This window comes from Jatrophihabitans lederbergiae (assembly GCF_031845305.1).
Taxonomy (GTDB): domain Bacteria; phylum Actinomycetota; class Actinomycetes; order Mycobacteriales; family Jatrophihabitantaceae; genus Jatrophihabitans_A; species Jatrophihabitans_A lederbergiae.
In genome coordinates this window covers 1-15,803 of sequence record NZ_JAVREH010000068.1, presented here as the reverse complement: position 1 = coordinate 15,803, position 15,803 = coordinate 1, and the positions used below count along the sequence as shown (strand labels likewise).

The window sequence follows — 15,803 nt, the reverse complement described above, 5'->3', positions numbered from 1 at the left end:
GCGACGGCGTCCGCGTCCAACGGGTCAACTCGGCGCGGTCCTCAGCGGGCATCTGCACGGCAACAGTCAACGACATACACCATGCTACCGCGAGGTACAGCTACTTCATTCACGCAACACTAGCTGCGCCGTCGGCGCTGATCTCGGGAACGTCGACCAACTTGTGCCTGCCACCGTCGACGCTGCCAATGTCGATGTATCTGATCGTCGTTCGGCCCCGCTCCACCGGGTCGGCCTTGGTGACCGGCAGGCACAGCTGACTCAATGCGCCTCGTGCCCAGCGCTCGTGGACCGACGTCATGCTGTGAGTGCTTGATTGAGTTGGAAGAGTACGGTGGCGACTCCTGCGCCGAGTTCGGACAGCGCACCGTCGATGCCGCCTCGTTCGGTGAACGGCGCGTTGTCGAGATCATCGGCGGAGATCCCAGCGGCTTGGGCGATCGTGTCGGCTATCCGGTCGAGCCACCATCGCTGTCGAGCGGTGAAGACGACGCCAGCCTGTTCCTGCTGCGCCAACCAACCGGCATAGCGCGCGGCCACGGTCTCGGCATAGGGCACCAGCGTCTCATCCACACCCAGAGTGAACCGGATCAGCGACACGAGGTCGGTGGCGGTGTGCCGATCAGCTCGTCGCACGCGCGGGTGCGCCAAGTCGACCTCGATGGCGGCGTAGGCATTCCAGATGATGTCCGGGGTCCAGTTATAGGGTGGCCGCTTGATCCGCGCGGCAAGTTCGCGCAGCTCGGTATAGGTGATCTTCGCGGTTCTGTCGCCGGCGTAGTACAGCTGCAGGGCGGTGATCTCGTCCATATGTTCGTCCAGGTAGGAACGCCACGAGTCGACGACCTGTCGCGCCCGGGCCGTATCGACCACGCCGTGCGCGTCGAGCAGCACGTCGACGCTGACCTCGTCGATCACCAGGTCGTGGCTGGCGCGGATCTCGAGGATGCGCTCGCGCAGCTCCGGGTTGCCGGCCAGCGGCGTGACGGCGCTCTCGATCAGTTGGCCGACGACGTCCGCCATCGTGATCGTCGGATTGCCCTCGCGGGCCGTCTCGAGGGCCGACGTCTGCTTGTCGACATCGGTGGCGTCAACCAACCCGCGCACGATGCTCGTCAACGTCGCCCTGGCGACCGTCGCGAGTTCGCCCTGCTCGGACGACGTCAGTTGTTGGTCGAGCCGCGCCAGTCGCGAAGCGAGGGTGGCAGTCTCATCCTCGGTGATCGTCAACGCGGCTGCCTTGCCGAGCAGCTGCTTGAGGCTGGCCGACCGTTCCCGATCCAGCGGGACCGCGTCGATGTAGGCGTGTTCAGTGACGCCGACCGCATCCACAATGACGAACCGGTCCTTGGCGAGCGCGTCCGGGGTGACGGCCTGGAAGTCGGTCTCTGAGATGGTGCGGGCGCCGCGTCCCTTCATCTGCTCGAAGTACGTCGCCGAACGCACGTCGCGCATGAAGAACACGCATTCCAGCGGCTTAACGTCGGTGCCGGTGGCGATCATGTCGACGGTGACCGCGATCCGCAGCGACGGCGAGTTGCGGAACTTCGCCAGCAGGTCCCGCGGGTTCTTCGCGTTGTAGGTGATCTTGGCGGCGAAGTCGTTGCCCTTGCCGAACACCTGACGAGCGGTGGTCACGATCTCCTCCGCGTGGTTGTCGTCCTTGGCGAAGATCAGCGTCTTGGGCACAGTCGAGCGTCCGCGGAAGATGTCGGTGAACAGTCGGTCGCGGAAGGTCTCGAGCACCAGGCGGATCTGGCTGGCACTCGTGACGGCTCGATCGAGTTGACCGGGTGAATAGTCGAGGTCCTCGTCCAAGGATTCGTAGCGTTCCTTGCGGGTCTTCTTGTCCCGCACCGGCACGATCGTGCCAGCCTCGACGCTGGAGCCCCACCCAGTGATCTGTGTGCTGATCCGGTACACGTCGAAGTCGACGTTGACCTTGTCTGCGACGGACTCAGCGTAGGTGTACTCGGCCACGAGGTTCTGCCGGAAGAAGCCAAAGGTCTGCTTGGTCGGCGTCGCGGTCAGACCGACGATGTGCGCGTCGAAGTACTCTAGGACGCCGCGCCAGACGCCGTAGATCGAACGGTGGCACTCGTCGACGACGATCAGATCGAATGCCTCGGGCGGCAGGTCCGGGTTGTAGCCGATCTCGACCGGAGCGTTTGGTACTGCCGCGTCCAGCACGGGGTCGTCGCCTTCGGGCACCGGTTGGCCGCGCAGCACCGAATGCACCCGTTGGATCGTGGAGATGACGACCTTGGACGAGCCGACCATGCCGGCACCGGTGAGCTTGTCGACGTTGTACAGCTCAGTGAACTTCCGGCCGTCGTCGGGCCTGGTGTAGTCGCGGAACTCGCGCAGCGTCTGATCGCCAAGGTTGTTGCGATCGACGAGGAACAGCACCCGGTTGAACCCGCCCCACTTGAGCAGCCGGTAAGCCTCGGTCACCGCGGTGAAGGTCTTGCCGGCACCGGTGGCCATCTGCACGAGACTGCGGTCGAAGCGCTGCTCGGCGAGGCTCGACTCGACGGCCGTGATCGCGGTGATCTGGGCCGGCCGCAGCGGCGCGGCATCGAGTGCGGGAAGCGTCCTCACCTTGCCCCGCCAGGTGGGGTGGTCGGGTTCGGCGGCGGCTTCGCGTAACAGGCGGGCGAGCGTCTGGGGCTGAGGGAACGCGAACAATTTCCGCGCGCGAGGTGTCGGGTCGTAGCCGTTGGTGTAGTGGGTCTCTGTCCCGGACGCCTCGAACACGAACGGCAGCCGCCCATCGACGGCTACCGCCCGCAGCTGTTGCCGTGCCGATAGCCCGGATGCGTACATCGCTGACTGCCACTCGACACCGGACAGCGGTGTGCCCTCGGGCTTGGCCTCGATCACGCCAACAATCTTGCGGTCGATGTAGAGCACGTAGTCGGCCCGGCCCGAGCCCGACTTCATGATCACCTCGCGCACCGCGGAGTGCGGGTGGTTGATTAAGTCCAGCTGGTTCAGGTCGCAAACGTGCCAACCCGCTGCGCCGAGCTGAGCGTCGATGAGCACGCGGGCCCGCTGTTCGGCGTGCAGCTGATCGTCACTCACGCACAGACCTTACTTTCTGGGCCGGCAGCGGGTGCGGTCGGATGCAAGAGGTGTGATCCCAGGGTTGTGGTCTTGGCTGGTGGGTGACACGGCGACCAGACCGTGATGCGCTGGACTCGAGGCTCGGAACGAGGCCGTGCGGCTATGGGGCCTGCTCCTGATCGAGTCCGGGGCGAGGTGTTCCGACTGAGCCGGGTCGATCTTGCGGACGAGCCTCACGGCGGTCAGACTTAACAATTAACTCATGTCGCAGGGCGTTCATTGGAGGTCACCATGTCGATCGCCGTTCCCAACCCCGCCGCAAGCACCTCGTTCAAGGTCATGGCACTCCGCCGCCCTGGCACCTGTGCCTGCGGATCGGCGCTGGCTGCGGGCGAGCAGGCGCGTGGGATCGGAGTACGAGAACCGTATGGTGCGTGCCCTGTGCGCAAGCCGCGCCGCGGGCCACGACCGCTCCGAATGGAGCCACTCCGCCGCCGGCAGAGTCAGCGCCGATCGAGTTGGGAGTTGCCGGCGGATCTGCTCAGCAGGAGTTCGACCGGCGGCACAGCAAGCGGGAGGACAGCATCCGCGCGGCGCATCCGCGGCTCGGAGGCTTGATTCTCGCCCTGTCCGACGACCCCCAGTCGACGCGCGCGTGGCAGTCCGGCGCGACCGGAGAGCGCAAGCTCGGCGAGAAGCTGGCGAGCCTTGGCGACAGCATCATCGCGCTACACGACCGGCGAGTGCCGAAGAGCCGCGCGAACATCGATCACATCGTGATCGGTCCGGCAGGTGTGTACGTCATCGACGCCAAGCGCTACCAGAAGGCGAAGATCGCGGTCCGGCGATCCGGCGGTTTCCTCAGCCCCGCCCGGACCCAACTGATGGTGTCCGGACGAGACAAGACGAAGCTGGTCGACGCCATGGGCTGGCAGGTCGCCGCCGTCCGGGCGGCATTGAGCGATTGCGCGGAGTTCGCGGACGTCCCGATCACTGCGGCGCCGTGCTTCATCGATGCCGAGTTTCCGCTGTTCGGGACCATCGAGATCAACGAAGTGCGCGTACGCGGGCTCGGCGGGACGGCCAAGCTCGTCTCCGCCGCGGGCGCTCCGACGCCCCGGCGAGGGCTCAGCTCGCCCGGCACCTCGCCGCGCGGCTGCCCGCGAAGCCTTCAAGCGATTTTGCTCTGCTCTAGTTAATCTGACGAAGACGGAGCGAGATACGTCCTTGGCCTAATCTTGCTTTGCTATAGTTAGTTTTGAGCAAGCAAAGCAACTTTGAGAGGACGATCGTCGTGGCAGGAGGTCGACCGTCGCGCTCATCGATCTACCAACGACTCGACGAGGCGATCACTGACCTCAACGACCGACTCGGCGGCCTGCCATCACCCGCTGAAGCCGACGGCATCTGGGCCGATCTGTGGCATCAAGAAGCCCACCACTCGACCGCCCTGGAGGGGAACACGCTCATCCTCTCGGAAGTGCAGAAACTTCTCGACGAAGGCCGGGCCGTCGGCGACAAGGAACTCAGGGAGTACCTGGAGGTTCTCGGCTACGGGGCCGCCGCCAAATGGGTCTACGGACAGGCCCTCGAGCCGGGCGGCTGGTCAGCTGATGGTCTGCTGACGCTGCAGGAAGTCCGCTCCGTGCACTTTCAAGCGATGACCCGGTGTGGGACGTCTCACCGCACCCGCACGCGACCCCTGAAGAGTCTCCCAGCAACTGGCGCCGCCACGAGATCGCGCAGTTCCCCGACGGGATGACACCGCCGCCATTCACCGAGATCGATCCTCTGATCGCCGACTGGGTCCACGACGTCAACCAGCTGCTCAGCCCCAGTGGCACGCCGCTGCCCGAACGGCTCGCTCAGGTCCACAACGCCTTCGAGCGCATCCACCCGTTCCTTGATGGCAACGGCCGCACCGGGCGGCTGCTGCTGAACCTGATCCTCGTGCGGATGGGCTACCCGCCTGCGATCGTCTTCAAGAACGAACGATCGCGCTACCTCGACGCGATGCGCAAGGCCGATGCCGGCGACTTCGGACCCATGGGTGAACTCATCGCTCGGGCGGTGACCGACAACCTCTACAAGTTCGTCGTGCCGGCCGTCGCCGGCCCAGCCAGACTCGTCCCACTGGCCAGCCTGGCGAACAAGCAGAACGGATTCTCCGTGATCGCGCTACGGAATGCGGCGAACCGGGGACGGCTCAAAGCCCAGAAGTCCCCGAATGGCGCCTGGCTGAGCTCCAAGAACTGGGTCGATGAGTACCGCAACCTCAAGTTCAAGCGCGACTAGCTCACCGTGACTACACTGTAGTCATGGGTAGTGGATTGCCTCGGTCGATCAGGTTCGACGAGCGGGTGAGCGAGCGCCTGACATCGTATGTCGCGCGTCATCCCGGCTGGTCCGGCTCGTCGGCGGCCAACCGGTTCGTCGATGAAGCGCTGCGTATGGAGGACCACCCGGGCGTCATCTTCCGCGACGGCCCTGCCGATCGGCGCGCGGTCCTGGTCGGCGGCCCCGATGTCCGTGAGGTCATCCGCAGCGTCAAGTCGGCGCGGGCGTCAGAGCCGGATCTCGACGCCGGCATGGTCGTGTCTTTGGTGTCGACCAACGCTGGTGTGCCCGCACGCCTGATCGACACTGCTATCCGCTACTGGGCCGCCTACCCGGACGAGATCGACGTCTGGATCGATGAGGTGGAGTCCTTCGAGGAGCAGTCGTTGCTGGCCTGGGAACGCCGCCAGGACTTGCTCGCGCGGTGACTACCGAGCCAAAGCTGCTGCTTGACGAAATGCTCAGCGGCGACATCGCCGTGCAGCTGCGAGGCAAGGGACATGACGTGACCGCGGTCGTCGAGGACTCGGCCTTGCTGGGCACCCCGGACGAGGAGCTGCTCGCACACGCCACGTCCGGCGGTCGGCTGCTGGTAACGGCCAACGTTCGCGACTTTGCCGCGATCCATGCGTCCTGGAGCAGCTCCGGTCGCAGCCATGCCGGGCTGATCTACATCGTCAACCGGGTGTTCCCGAGCGACCGCTCATTCGTCGGCGCCATCGTCACAGCACTCGAGGACATGATCGTCACGGGCCAGCTCCCCGTGGACGGCGCGGAGACCTACCTCCGGCGCCGTCGGCCCTAGCGAACCCGCGCCACACCCGACCCGCGGCCGGCGACTTCAGTTGACGACCTGACACCTCCCGTCGGCGCTCCATGACAGGTGAAGCGCTGGGCTCGACCTGTGAGGGGCCGTAAATCCGACCGCCCGGCCGGATTAACCCGCGCTCCTGGCGACCTTCTTCGACGGATAGCGCAGCTGTGGATAACGGCACCGTTGTCCACAGATTCACCCGCTCACAACTCACCCAGCACCACCCGGCTTACGGTGGAAGTTCGCCGTGATCTGAGCGGTGGTCCACCGTCCATCGAGGCGGCCCAGCCGGGTGCTACGAACACCCGACCGGGCCTTGATCGAACCCCTGCATCAACAGGAGAGCGACCCATGGCTGAAACTACCCAACCCCGAAACTGGCCGAGCCCGCGCGGCCCTTGGCCCGAGGTCACTGACCTCAGCCGGTTGTTCGACCACGGCGCCTGGTGGTGTGCCAACCGACCTGGCCACCCCGATCCCGAAGACGGTTATCCCGACGCGGAAGGGCACACGCCATGGGACGAGTGCCGGTCGATAGCCGGCTCCTTCGCCGGCGTCCGCACTGGCCTCACCGGGCCGCCGCTCGAGGTGGAGGTCTACGTCGCGGCGCCTTTCCGGTTCGGCCGCCTCCCGGCGGAAGTAACCGACGTCCCGGCTAGCCCTCGGGTCGTGTTTGAGTGCTACTCCGACGGTGGTAGCGAACCCGGCGAGCTGCGGTTCAGCCTGGCACTGGGCGAGGCCTTGCGCCTGGCCCGGCGTCTTGAGCACCTGGTCGATGAGGTCAGTTATCCCCACCGCTCCCCCGACCTCGGCAACACTCGGTGACTGATCAGGCCAGGGGTCCGGCCGCCGCTCCGGACTGACCGACGTCGTCCTGCTTCCGTGCACGCCACTGGGGCGAAGCGGTTCAGTCGAGTGAACTGACCTAATGGATTTCGGACCGGGTTAACCCGACATTGAAGGACGAGCCGCAGACGTTCGCGGAGACCGCGCTTGTCTCCGGTGCGAGTGGCGTTTACCTCGATATCTGCTGGGGTTAACACGTCGTGGACCACCCGTCAGAGCCCGGGGTGACGCGACGATGAACACCCCACCTGCACGTCGCACCTCGCGATCGTGGGCCACCGCCAACAAATTAGTCCCGCGAAAGTGGCACTAACGACCCGAAAATTTCGCCTGTCCTAGTGAGAGCACCTCTCACACTTAGGAGGCAATACGTGACCGAATTCTCGCCCGGCGGCTCGTCGTGATGACGCTGCACAAGCTGAGCGCCGGCAACGGCTACACGTATCTGATCAAGCAGGTCGCGGCCAATGATGCGCCGGCAGTCGGCTACGCCAACCTGGCCGAGTACTACAGCGAGCGCGGCGAGTCGCCTGGCAGGTGGCTCGGCCGTGGGCTCGCCGGACTAGAACACGCGCCGGCAGTCGGTGATCGCGTCTACGAGGAGCAGATGGTGGCGCTGTTCGGACACGGCCGGCACCCGAACGCAGACATCACGGAACAGCATGCGGTCGTGACCGGCACCATCACCGAGACCGGACTGGGCCAACCATTCAAGGTCGTCGCCGGTCACACGGTCTTCCGGCGTGCCCTCGCAACACGCATCGCCAACCACAACGTGACCAACGGTCAGCCGGCCCTGGCCCGGATCGAGGCCTCTGTACGGGCTCAACTGCGCACCGACCTCGGACGCGAGCTGTTCGAACGCGAACACACCCGGCCACCCCGCGATTCACGTGAGCTCGCCGACTACCTGACCACAGAGACCAGGCAGGGCAACCCGTCCGTCGCCGGCTTCGACCTTTGCTTCTCACCGGTGAAGAGCGTCTCCGCGCTGTGGGCCCTGGCTGACCCTCAGCTCGCCGCGCAGATCGAGGCGGCGCACACCGCGGCGGTCCAGGACGTCATCAGCTGGCTCGAGGACACCGCGGTCTACACCCGCCTCGGTCACAACGGCGCACGCCAGGTCGACGTCAACGGTTTGCTCGCCGTCGCCTTCGTCCATCGGGACTCTCGCGCTGCCGACCCTGACCTGCACACGCACGTCGCGATCTCTAATAAGGTCCAGATCAGCGACGGTCGCTGGCGGGCGCTGGACGGTCGGGTGCTTTACAAGGCGTCCGTCTCCGCGTCCGAGCGGTACAACACCCGGCTCGAGGCCCACCTCGTCGATCGGCTCGGCGTGCGGTTCGCCGACCGCCCCGGCCAGCGAGACAAGCGCCCGGTCCGCGAGATAGTCGGCATGGATGCCGGTCTGCTGCAGCACTGGTCAACCCGGCGGCGCCAGATCGAGGCCCAGCATCAGGAACTGGCGAAGACGTTTACCGAGCAGCGAGGTCGGTGGCCAGATGCCGGTGAGGACCACGAACTGTTCGACCGCGCGAATCTCGACACCCGCCCGGACAAGCACGGCCCACGATCGCTAGATCAGCAGCGCGCGACCTGGCGGAGCGAAGCTGTCGCGGTGCTCGGCTCGGACGACGCGGTGCGCGCGATGCTCACTGAAGTGGCCACGGCTCCGCGCTCCGCAGCGCCCCCGACCGGCTGGGAAGCTCTCGCCGCCCAGCAAGCCGTCGACGAGGTTTCAACGCGCTACGCGACGTGGCAGAGCCACCACGTGCGCGCGGAGGTGGAGCGGATCGCCCGGGCCGATCGAGTCCCGCTCACCGAGCTGAACGAGCGGGTGGAGGCCGCGGTGAGCTTTGCGCTTTCCGACCGTGTCTCGATTGCCCTCGGCCAGCGTGAGGATGGCCTGTGCGAACCGGCTGAGCTCCGACGCCGCGACGGCAACAGCGTGTTCTCGGTGGCGGGCGCGAAGCTCTACACATCGTCGCGGGTGCTCGACGCCGAGGCTCGCTTGCTGGACGCGGCACGGCGAGTCGATGGCCGGCGGATCAGCGAACAGGTCGTGAAACTCTCCCTGCTGGAGGCGCAACTTCAGGACCGTCCCGTGAATGGGACGCAGGCAGAGCTGATTCGCGACTTCGCCACCTCGGGGCGTCGAGTTCAGTTGGCACTTGCGGCCGCCGGGACGGGGAAAACAACAGCGCTCGGCCTCCTGGCTCAGGCTTGGCGAGAGGAGGGTGGGACGGTAGTCGGGTTGGCACCCTCGGCCGCCGCGGCAGCACAACTTCGTGCCGCGCTCGGCGGCATGACCGACACAGTCGCCAAGCTCCTCGACGGCCTGGACCGCGGTGTTCTGTTCCCCGGCCTTGCCGCGATCAACCAACGAACATTGGTGATCGTTGACGAGGCCGCCCAGTCCAGCACGCTCGACCTGGACCTGGTCGTCGCGCACGCGTTGTCGGTTGGAGCCAGCGTCCGGCTAGTCGGTGACGATCGTCAGCTCGCCTCGATCAAGAGCGGCGGCGTGCTGCGTGACATCGCGCGCACCGTGGGCGCGGCGACCCTCGAGGCACCGGTCCGCTTCAACGATCCGACCGAGGGCTTGGCCTCCCTGGCGCTGCGTCGCGGCGAGCCGGTCGCGCTCGGCTACTACCTCGACCACGACCGGGTGCACGCCGGCGACCACGGGTCCGTCGTCAACGATGCGGTCGAAGCTTGGAAGTCGGCGGGGTCCGACGGTGGCAAGCCGCTGCTTCTGGCCGCCAGCCGGCAGGTCGTCCGCGAGCTCAACGAGCGGGTCAGAGCCGACCGCCTCGCTGGCCATCACGCAACTGCCAAAATGCGTTTGCACGACGGCACGAACGCAAGCGTCGGTGACCTGATCGTTACGCGCAAGAACAACCGCCGCCTGCCGATCACCGCCACCGACTGGGTCAAGAACGGCGACCGATGGCAGGTGGATAACGTCGGCACGGATGGCTCTCTGCAGGTGACGCATCTAGCTACCCGTCGCACGGTCCAGCTGCCGGCCGCCTACGTCCGCGAGTCCGTCGAACTCGGCTACGCCACCACCATCCACCTTGCCCAGGGCAGCACCGCCGACACCTGCCACACCGTCCTGACCGGGCGCGAATCGCGGGAGGATCTCTACGTCGCGATGACCCGAGGCCGACGAGGCAATCACCTTTACCTCGACATGAGCACGTCCGACCCGCACGACGCCACCGCTCCCGATGCTGTCCACCCCCCGACCAGCATTGAGATCCTCGACCGCATCCTGGCTCGCGAGTCGAGTCACCGCTCTGCGACGACTCAGCACGGCCTCGACGCCGACGTCGGACGCCAACTGCACCAAGCCGTCGAGCGATACCGCGAAGCGGTGAGAACGGCCCCAGGCACACCGGCATCCGGACCCGGCCCATTGCCTTGGCTCGAAGCAGGGCCGATCGTTGACGACGACGTCTGGGTCGACTACCTCGCCGCCCGCAGCTCACTGGTCACGGAGTTGGCCGCCCGGGTCGACGGACACGACCTGCCGACCCAGACCTGGTCGTCAGCTCTGCGCCAGGCAGCCCCCGAACTAGCTGCGGAGGTTGCCATCTGGCGGGCGGCGAGCGGGTGCTCGTCTGACCCGACTCCGTACGGTCCGGCCGACTGCGAGGCACCGGCCTACCGCCGGGATCTGGCTGCCCGGGTCGGCGCGGTGGTTTCTGCGGAGCTGCTGCCCGAGGACCGCTGGCGAGGAGTCGCCGAGGCCCTCGATCTTCGACTCTGCCACGACCCGCAGTGGCCGCGGCTGGCCCGCGCGATCGACGACGCGGCCCGGGTCGGTTACGACGTCGAGACCCGACTGCCGAAGCTGCTCTACGACGGGCCATTACCAGCCGAGCATGCCGTTCGGTTGCTGACCTACCGGCTGGCCCGTGACTGTCCCGAATCCCTTCGGTGGCCACCCACGCCACCCGGTGCCCACAAGGACACCAGAACGCTTCGACATATCCAGCCGGCCGAGTACGTGCCGGCGCAGCCGACTTCATCGAGAGGACCCAGACGATGACCAGTCACCCGATCACCCACCCGAGCGTCGGCTTCGAGCTCTCACCCGACCAGCTGCTGTTCACCACCGACGAGGCCGCGCACGTACTCAGCATCGGCCGCACAACGATCTACCTGCTGATGCGCGCCGGTGAGCTGAAGCCGGTCCACATCGGCCGCAGCTGCCGCATCTCACGAGGCGAACTCGAACGCTACGTCGCCCGGATCGACGCGGCTGATGAGCCCGATCGCCTTCGCAGGGCCATCGAGCCCGCTCTGGGAGACCCGCCGCTCGACGCGGCGTAGGGCGTCGCGATGTGTCTGCGCCCCAAGTGCAGGATCGGCTACGACGAGAGGACGAGGAATGACCGAACGCCGCGGCGCCCAGGGTCGCTCCACCATCATCAAACGACCTGACGGGCGCTGGCACGGCTACGTATCGATGGGCACCAAGGGTGACGGCAAGCGCGACCGCCGCCACGTCTCCGCCCGCACCCGGGCCGAGGTCGTGGCAAAGGTTCGCGCACTCGAGACCAAACGCGACGCCGGCTCCGCACACGCCGCCGGCAAGGCGATGAAGGTCGAGGAGTGGTTCACCTATTGGGTCGACACAATCGCCCCCGCGCGCGTCAGGCCGCGGACGCTGGAGAGCTATCGCAGCATGATCCGGTTGCACATTCTGCCGCGTATCGGTCAACGCCGGCTTGATCAGCTGATACCCGAGCACCTAGAGCAGATGTACGCCGAACTACTCGCGAGTGGTCGCTCGTCGGCAACGGTTCTGCGGGTCCACCGAGTACTTCACAGAGCGCTGAAGATCGCCATGCAGCGCGAGCGAGTCGCCCGCAACGTGGCGACACTGGTCGATCCCCCGAAGCAGCGTCGCGCCGAGACGCCGATGCCACTCGACGTCGATGAGTGCCGCAAGGTCTTGGCGGCAGCTGAGGGCCGGCGAAATGCCGCTCGATGGACGGTCGCGCTGGCGCTCGGACTTCGGCAATCAGAGGCGCTCGGCCTGCAGTGGCGGGACATCGACTTGGACGTCAGCAAGCTGTCGGTTCGGCGGGGGCTTCACCGCGTGGATGGCAAGGGACTCATGTTCGAGGAGCCCAAAACGCCTCGAAGTCGACGCACCGTGGCGTTGCCTGGCCCGTTGACCGTCGCGCTGCGAAAGCACCGCGAGACGCAACACCTCGAGCGAATGGTCGCAGGCACCGATTGGCAAGACTTTGACCTCGTCTTCGCCCAGCCCAACGGCCGACCGCTCGACAAACACTCCGACTACGAGGCCTGGAACCGGCTGCTCGCCGATGCTGATGTCCGCCACATCCGGCTCCACGACGGCCGGCACACCGCTGCCACTCTGCTGCTCACGGCGGGCGTGCACCCGCGGGTGGTCATGGAGCTGCTCGGACACAGCCAGATGCGCACGACCACCGACATCTACAGCCACGTCATGCCTGCCTTGGCGCAGGAGGCGGCAGATCGGATGGGCACCACGTTGTGGGGTTAACCGGCTCTTCGTTTCTAAGCGTGGGTGGGTCGGTTGCGGTAGGGGCGTGTTCCGTTGGCGACGAGCAGGATTCTGAGGCGGTAGTTGTCGAAGTTGCGGAAGCCGTGGGCCAGGCGGCGGGTCTTCTCGATGAGCAGGTTGATTGCCTCGGTCCCGCCGTTGGACACGGCACTGGTGTCGAAGTAGGCCAGCACTTGTTGGCGCCAGGCTCGCAGGGTCCGACCGAGGCGGGCGACTTCGGGGATCGGGCAGGACGGGAACGAGGCGATGACCGTCTCAGCGATTCGACGCCCGGCGGCCCCTTTGGTCGAGTAGGCCGAGCGCAGCTGTTGATAGGCCTGCCAGGCGAGGGTCACGTCCCAGTTCGGGTCGCCGAGCTGCAGGCAGGCGTTGAGCTTAGCGATCTGCCGCTCGCTCAGGTTCTCCTGGCCGTGGCGCAGCAGCCCGCGAATCTTGTAGAGCGGATCGTCTTTCAGGCCGCGGTGCCCGACGGTGTCTTGCTGGACTCGGCGGCGGACCTCGTCGACGACCTGCGTGCCCAGCTTCACGACATGAAAGGCATCAAGCACCGCGACGGCGTCCGGGAGCTCGTCACGGATCGCGTTGGCGTAGCCCGGGGAACGGATCCAGCGCGGCATGCTCGATGGCGCCGACGAACTCGGCGGTCTGCTCCCCGAGCCAGCCGGCATAGACCGTTCCGGAGCGGCCCGGGCGCACGTCGAGCAGCCGCGCATGCAGGCGCCCATCGGCGTCGCGGGTCAGATCGACCATCGAGGTGACGGCCCGCTCGCCGGTGCGGAACCGGCCAGGGCGCCAAATATGCTCATCCACGCCGAGAGTCTTCACGCCCTCGAGTCGACCGGGCCGGCTGATCCGCTGGGCGGCCTCGGCGCGGGCCGCTCGCCACAACGTGTGCCACCCGACGCACAGATGCCGAGCTAACGCCGAGACCGTCGTGTCGTCGTGGGAGAGCGCGTCGACCGCCCAGCCGATCGCCCGGCTGGTGAGCGCTGCCCGCGGCGCGATCAGCTCATGCGTCTCAGACCACGACTGCCGCGGGCAGCCTGGCTCGGCGCACCGCCAGATTCGCTTGAGCCAGATGATCAGCACCGACTCCCCGAAGCGCGGCGCGTCAGCCGCGACCACGCGACGCCGGTTTGTGCCCGGTCGCCCGCACGCCGGGCAGCCCGTGACGTCGGCGTCGGTCTCGACGGTGATCATCAGCTTGAGGTGGCCGCTGCGCACGTCGAGCACGTGCATACCGTCAGAGTTGAACATTGCATCGGCCCGGGCACACCAGCGCGCACCCGAACCACATTTATCGTGGTCCATGTCGGGGTCTTCATTCGTCGAGCTGCTTGGTCGCTCTCGATCGTGGAGACCCCGACCCTCAACTCACCGCTACGACGCGCCGGACTAAACACCCAAGATCAACACCAACAAGATCAACCACGCTCAAAGACGATGAGCCGGTTAACCGCATCCCTATCCGTCGATCTGTGCGACCGCGTATCGCCGCGACCGCAAGCAGATGAATCGATATCGAATGTTGTGAGATGCGCCGGCCCGGGAACGGTCGCGCGGAATGAGGTGGCGGCAACGATGCCGTCGAGACGCTCAACTCCTTTGATTTTCCCGCGACGGATGTCGTCTGGACCGAGCGATGTAGCTAGCGGACCCGCCAAACCGCCGTAGCTCGAGCGCCACGATCCGATTCCCGGATCACAAACTGAACAAGATCACCTTCACGAAGTTCGCGAAATGATATCTCCGGCGCGACGTCGTCCTGGTGAAAGAACAAGTTCTTCGGATGAGCAGGGTGTCGGATGAACCCAAAGTTGGGTTTGAGCACGGTGATTTCGCCAACAAGTGTGTTTGAAGCTCGTACCGGCCCGCCTTCGCCAATCGGATCAAGTTGATTTACGCGATCGGCCAGCCGCTTGGCGCCGGCTAACGCCCCGGAAGCCGACCCCGCACGCCGACTTGCAGTAGAAAGTGCAGCCCAGTGCGACGTGCCATAAAGCCGTACGACAGATTCAGCCAAGGAGTCGAACCACTCACCAAGCCCCGCGATGGGCAAGCTAGCCCGTGCACCGTCCAGGGTTGCGTAGATCCCGAGTAAGGCACACTCACACGCTGTTTCTCTGAGACGAGTGTCGGCGATTCCCGCCTCGATCGCGGCTAATGAAATTTTCAGACCCTGGCGCGCCCGGTCGAATTGGACAACCGGATTGTGCTCTTGCTCGCCGGCATGCTCTGCCCATCTCCGATAAGCTTCGGCTAGACTGCTTAGCGCGATCAGTCTGACCTTACCTTGAGAATTCTGTGTAGCGGATTCGATAAGCGTAATCCCCTCACCGAACTGACGAGACCAAACAAGATAATTGCCCAATCCCAATGCCGTCTCAGGACCGCTAAGAATATTGTGTGCCTCTCTCGCGTACCCGATTGCCGAGGTCACATCCCTCACCCGTCGTGCTAAATGTCCCGCGAAGAAGTGCGCCACAACGGCTTTCTCCTCATTGTGGGCCTTTCCGTGGGCCGTCGTGTAAAGAGAGGTTGCTGGGGCAAGTTCACCACGCGAAGACCGTATGAACGCGTCCACCCTGTCGACCTCGAAGAAGTCCGGGTTGAGATTGCGGGCGCGCTCTACTAGTTCGAAAGCTGAGTCATGATTCCCTTCCGCCGAGTAGAGCATGGCTTGTCGTAGTAGCTGCGCTGTCGCAGTGTCTTGCGGGCCTCTTGCGTGGATGACGACCGGCGCAAGAGACCGAGCCTCAGCCTCGGCCGCTCGACGTTCTTCGATTTGTCGAAAGTCTTGGTCTCTTTTGGAAATGCGGCGCACGAGGGCAGGATCGTGCTTGATCTTTTTAGCTAGAAACTCGCTCGCGGTCTCCGTAAGCCGAATGTGCTGCGCTAGATCGCCTGCAGATAAAGTCGCATCGCGACGAATGAGCGAACCGCGCATGAGCTCTTGCATTCCCAAATTGACATTGTCGATTCGGGTATCCAAGAGCACTACGAGTTCGTCTGCCGTTAGTGGTCGTTGCACGACGGAGAGGGCAGCTAGTGTTGCGTGAATGAAGTAGCTGTACCTCGCGGTAGCATGGTGTATGTCGTTGACTGTTGCCGTGCAGATGCCCGCTGAGGACCGCGCCGAGTTGACCCGTTGGACGCGGACGCCGTCGC

General features: G+C 65.6%; 14 protein-coding genes. 9 read left to right on the top strand and 5 right to left on the bottom strand.

All coding sequences use genetic code 11. From position 1 onward, the window contains the following. Positions 1 to 109 precede the first annotated feature (109 nt). Both RM423_RS22175 and RM423_RS22170 read right to left on the bottom strand, forming a co-directional pair. Complete coding sequence (locus RM423_RS22175; RefSeq protein ID WP_311425229.1) at positions 110 to 301, bottom strand: hypothetical protein; 192 nt, start codon at positions 299 to 301, stop codon at positions 110 to 112. Then, the gene (locus RM423_RS22170; RefSeq protein WP_449555814.1) at positions 298 to 3,090 is read right to left on the bottom strand and encodes a type I restriction endonuclease subunit R; all 2,793 of its coding nucleotides are present in this window, start codon (positions 3,088 to 3,090) and stop codon (positions 298 to 300) included. The genes RM423_RS22175 and RM423_RS22170 overlap by 4 nt, the downstream gene beginning before the upstream one ends. Before the next feature lie 410 nt (positions 3,091 to 3,500). Here RM423_RS22170 and RM423_RS22165 point away from each other — a divergent pair, with 410 nt between their 5' ends. The 9 genes from RM423_RS22165 to RM423_RS22125 all read left to right on the top strand — a co-directional run bounded on the left by RM423_RS22165 (position 3,501) and on the right by RM423_RS22125 (position 12,614). Continuing rightward, positions 3,501 to 4,265 carry a nuclease-related domain-containing protein gene (locus tag RM423_RS22165; RefSeq protein WP_311425227.1) on the top strand — a complete coding sequence of 255 codons (765 nt, stop codon included), beginning with the start codon at positions 3,501 to 3,503 and terminating at the stop codon, positions 4,263 to 4,265. A gap of 59 nt (positions 4,266 to 4,324) precedes the next feature. Further along, a complete protein-coding gene (locus RM423_RS22160) occupies positions 4,325 to 4,828 on the top strand; it encodes a Fic family protein (RefSeq protein WP_311425226.1) in 504 nt (167 codons plus the stop codon). After that, a complete protein-coding gene (locus RM423_RS22155) occupies positions 4,825 to 5,361 on the top strand; it encodes a Fic family protein (protein WP_311425225.1) in 537 nt (178 codons plus the stop codon). The genes RM423_RS22160 and RM423_RS22155 overlap by 4 nt, the downstream gene beginning before the upstream one ends. Positions 5,362 to 5,384: 23 nt before the next feature. Continuing rightward, complete coding sequence (locus tag RM423_RS22150; protein WP_311425224.1) at positions 5,385 to 5,831, top strand: hypothetical protein; 447 nt, start codon at positions 5,385 to 5,387, stop codon at positions 5,829 to 5,831. Continuing rightward, on the top strand, positions 5,828 to 6,208 hold the full coding sequence (locus tag RM423_RS22145) for a DUF5615 family PIN-like protein (protein ID WP_311425223.1): 381 nt from the start codon (positions 5,828 to 5,830) through the stop codon (positions 6,206 to 6,208). The genes RM423_RS22150 and RM423_RS22145 overlap by 4 nt, the downstream gene beginning before the upstream one ends. 360 nt (positions 6,209 to 6,568) lie before the next feature. Then, positions 6,569 to 7,042, top strand: coding sequence for a hypothetical protein (locus tag RM423_RS22140; protein ID WP_311425222.1), 474 nt, complete (start codon positions 6,569 to 6,571; stop codon positions 7,040 to 7,042). Between the two features lie 424 nt (positions 7,043 to 7,466). Continuing rightward, on the top strand, positions 7,467 to 11,123 hold the full coding sequence (mobF, locus tag RM423_RS22135) for a MobF family relaxase (RefSeq protein ID WP_311425221.1): 3,657 nt from the start codon (positions 7,467 to 7,469) through the stop codon (positions 11,121 to 11,123). Further along, positions 11,120 to 11,407 (top strand): helix-turn-helix domain-containing protein, encoded by a 288-nt coding sequence (locus RM423_RS22130; RefSeq protein WP_311425220.1) that lies wholly within the window; start codon positions 11,120 to 11,122, stop codon positions 11,405 to 11,407. Before mobF ends, RM423_RS22130 begins: the two co-directional genes overlap by 4 nt. A gap of 58 nt (positions 11,408 to 11,465) precedes the next feature. Further along, on the top strand, positions 11,466 to 12,614 hold the full coding sequence (locus RM423_RS22125) for a tyrosine-type recombinase/integrase (RefSeq protein ID WP_311425219.1): 1,149 nt from the start codon (positions 11,466 to 11,468) through the stop codon (positions 12,612 to 12,614). 14 nt (positions 12,615 to 12,628) lie between these two features. Here RM423_RS22125 and RM423_RS22120 read toward each other — a convergent pair whose 3' ends face one another. From RM423_RS22120 to RM423_RS22110, 3 genes are all read right to left on the bottom strand, one after another. Further along, on the bottom strand, positions 12,629 to 13,252 hold the full coding sequence (locus RM423_RS22120; RefSeq protein ID WP_311425218.1) for a transposase: 624 nt from the start codon (positions 13,250 to 13,252) through the stop codon (positions 12,629 to 12,631). Then, entirely contained in the window at positions 13,206 to 13,874 is a 669-nt protein-coding gene (locus RM423_RS22115; RefSeq protein WP_311425217.1) for a helix-turn-helix domain-containing protein, read from the bottom strand. Before RM423_RS22115 ends, RM423_RS22120 begins: the two co-directional genes overlap by 47 nt. A 409-nt stretch (positions 13,875 to 14,283) precedes the next feature. Beyond that, on the bottom strand, positions 14,284 to 15,803 hold a 1,520-nt coding region (locus RM423_RS22110; RefSeq protein WP_311425216.1), incomplete at its 5' end, for a cold shock domain-containing protein.

What these genes read in the sequence shown, in the direction of transcription:
- RM423_RS22140 (WP_311425222.1), top strand. Translation starts at nt 6,569, where the DNA reads ATGGCTGAAACTACCCAACCCCGAAACTGGCCGAGCCCGCGCGGCCCT.
- RM423_RS22115 (WP_311425217.1), bottom strand. Translation starts at nt 13,874, where the DNA reads ATGCACGTGCTCGACGTGCGCAGCGGCCACCTCAAGCTGATGATCACC.
- RM423_RS22155 (WP_311425225.1), top strand. Translation starts at nt 4,825, where the DNA reads ATGACACCGCCGCCATTCACCGAGATCGATCCTCTGATCGCCGACTGG.
- RM423_RS22125 (WP_311425219.1), top strand. Translation starts at nt 11,466, where the DNA reads ATGACCGAACGCCGCGGCGCCCAGGGTCGCTCCACCATCATCAAACGA.
- RM423_RS22175 (WP_311425229.1), bottom strand. Translation starts at nt 301, where the DNA reads ATGACGTCGGTCCACGAGCGCTGGGCACGAGGCGCATTGAGTCAGCTG.
- RM423_RS22120 (WP_311425218.1), bottom strand. Translation starts at nt 13,252, where the DNA reads ATGCCGCGCTGGATCCGTTCCCCGGGCTACGCCAACGCGATCCGTGAC.
- RM423_RS22130 (WP_311425220.1), top strand. Translation starts at nt 11,120, where the DNA reads ATGACCAGTCACCCGATCACCCACCCGAGCGTCGGCTTCGAGCTCTCA.
- mobF (WP_311425221.1), top strand. Translation starts at nt 7,467, where the DNA reads ATGACGCTGCACAAGCTGAGCGCCGGCAACGGCTACACGTATCTGATC.
- RM423_RS22150 (WP_311425224.1), top strand. Translation starts at nt 5,385, where the DNA reads ATGGGTAGTGGATTGCCTCGGTCGATCAGGTTCGACGAGCGGGTGAGC.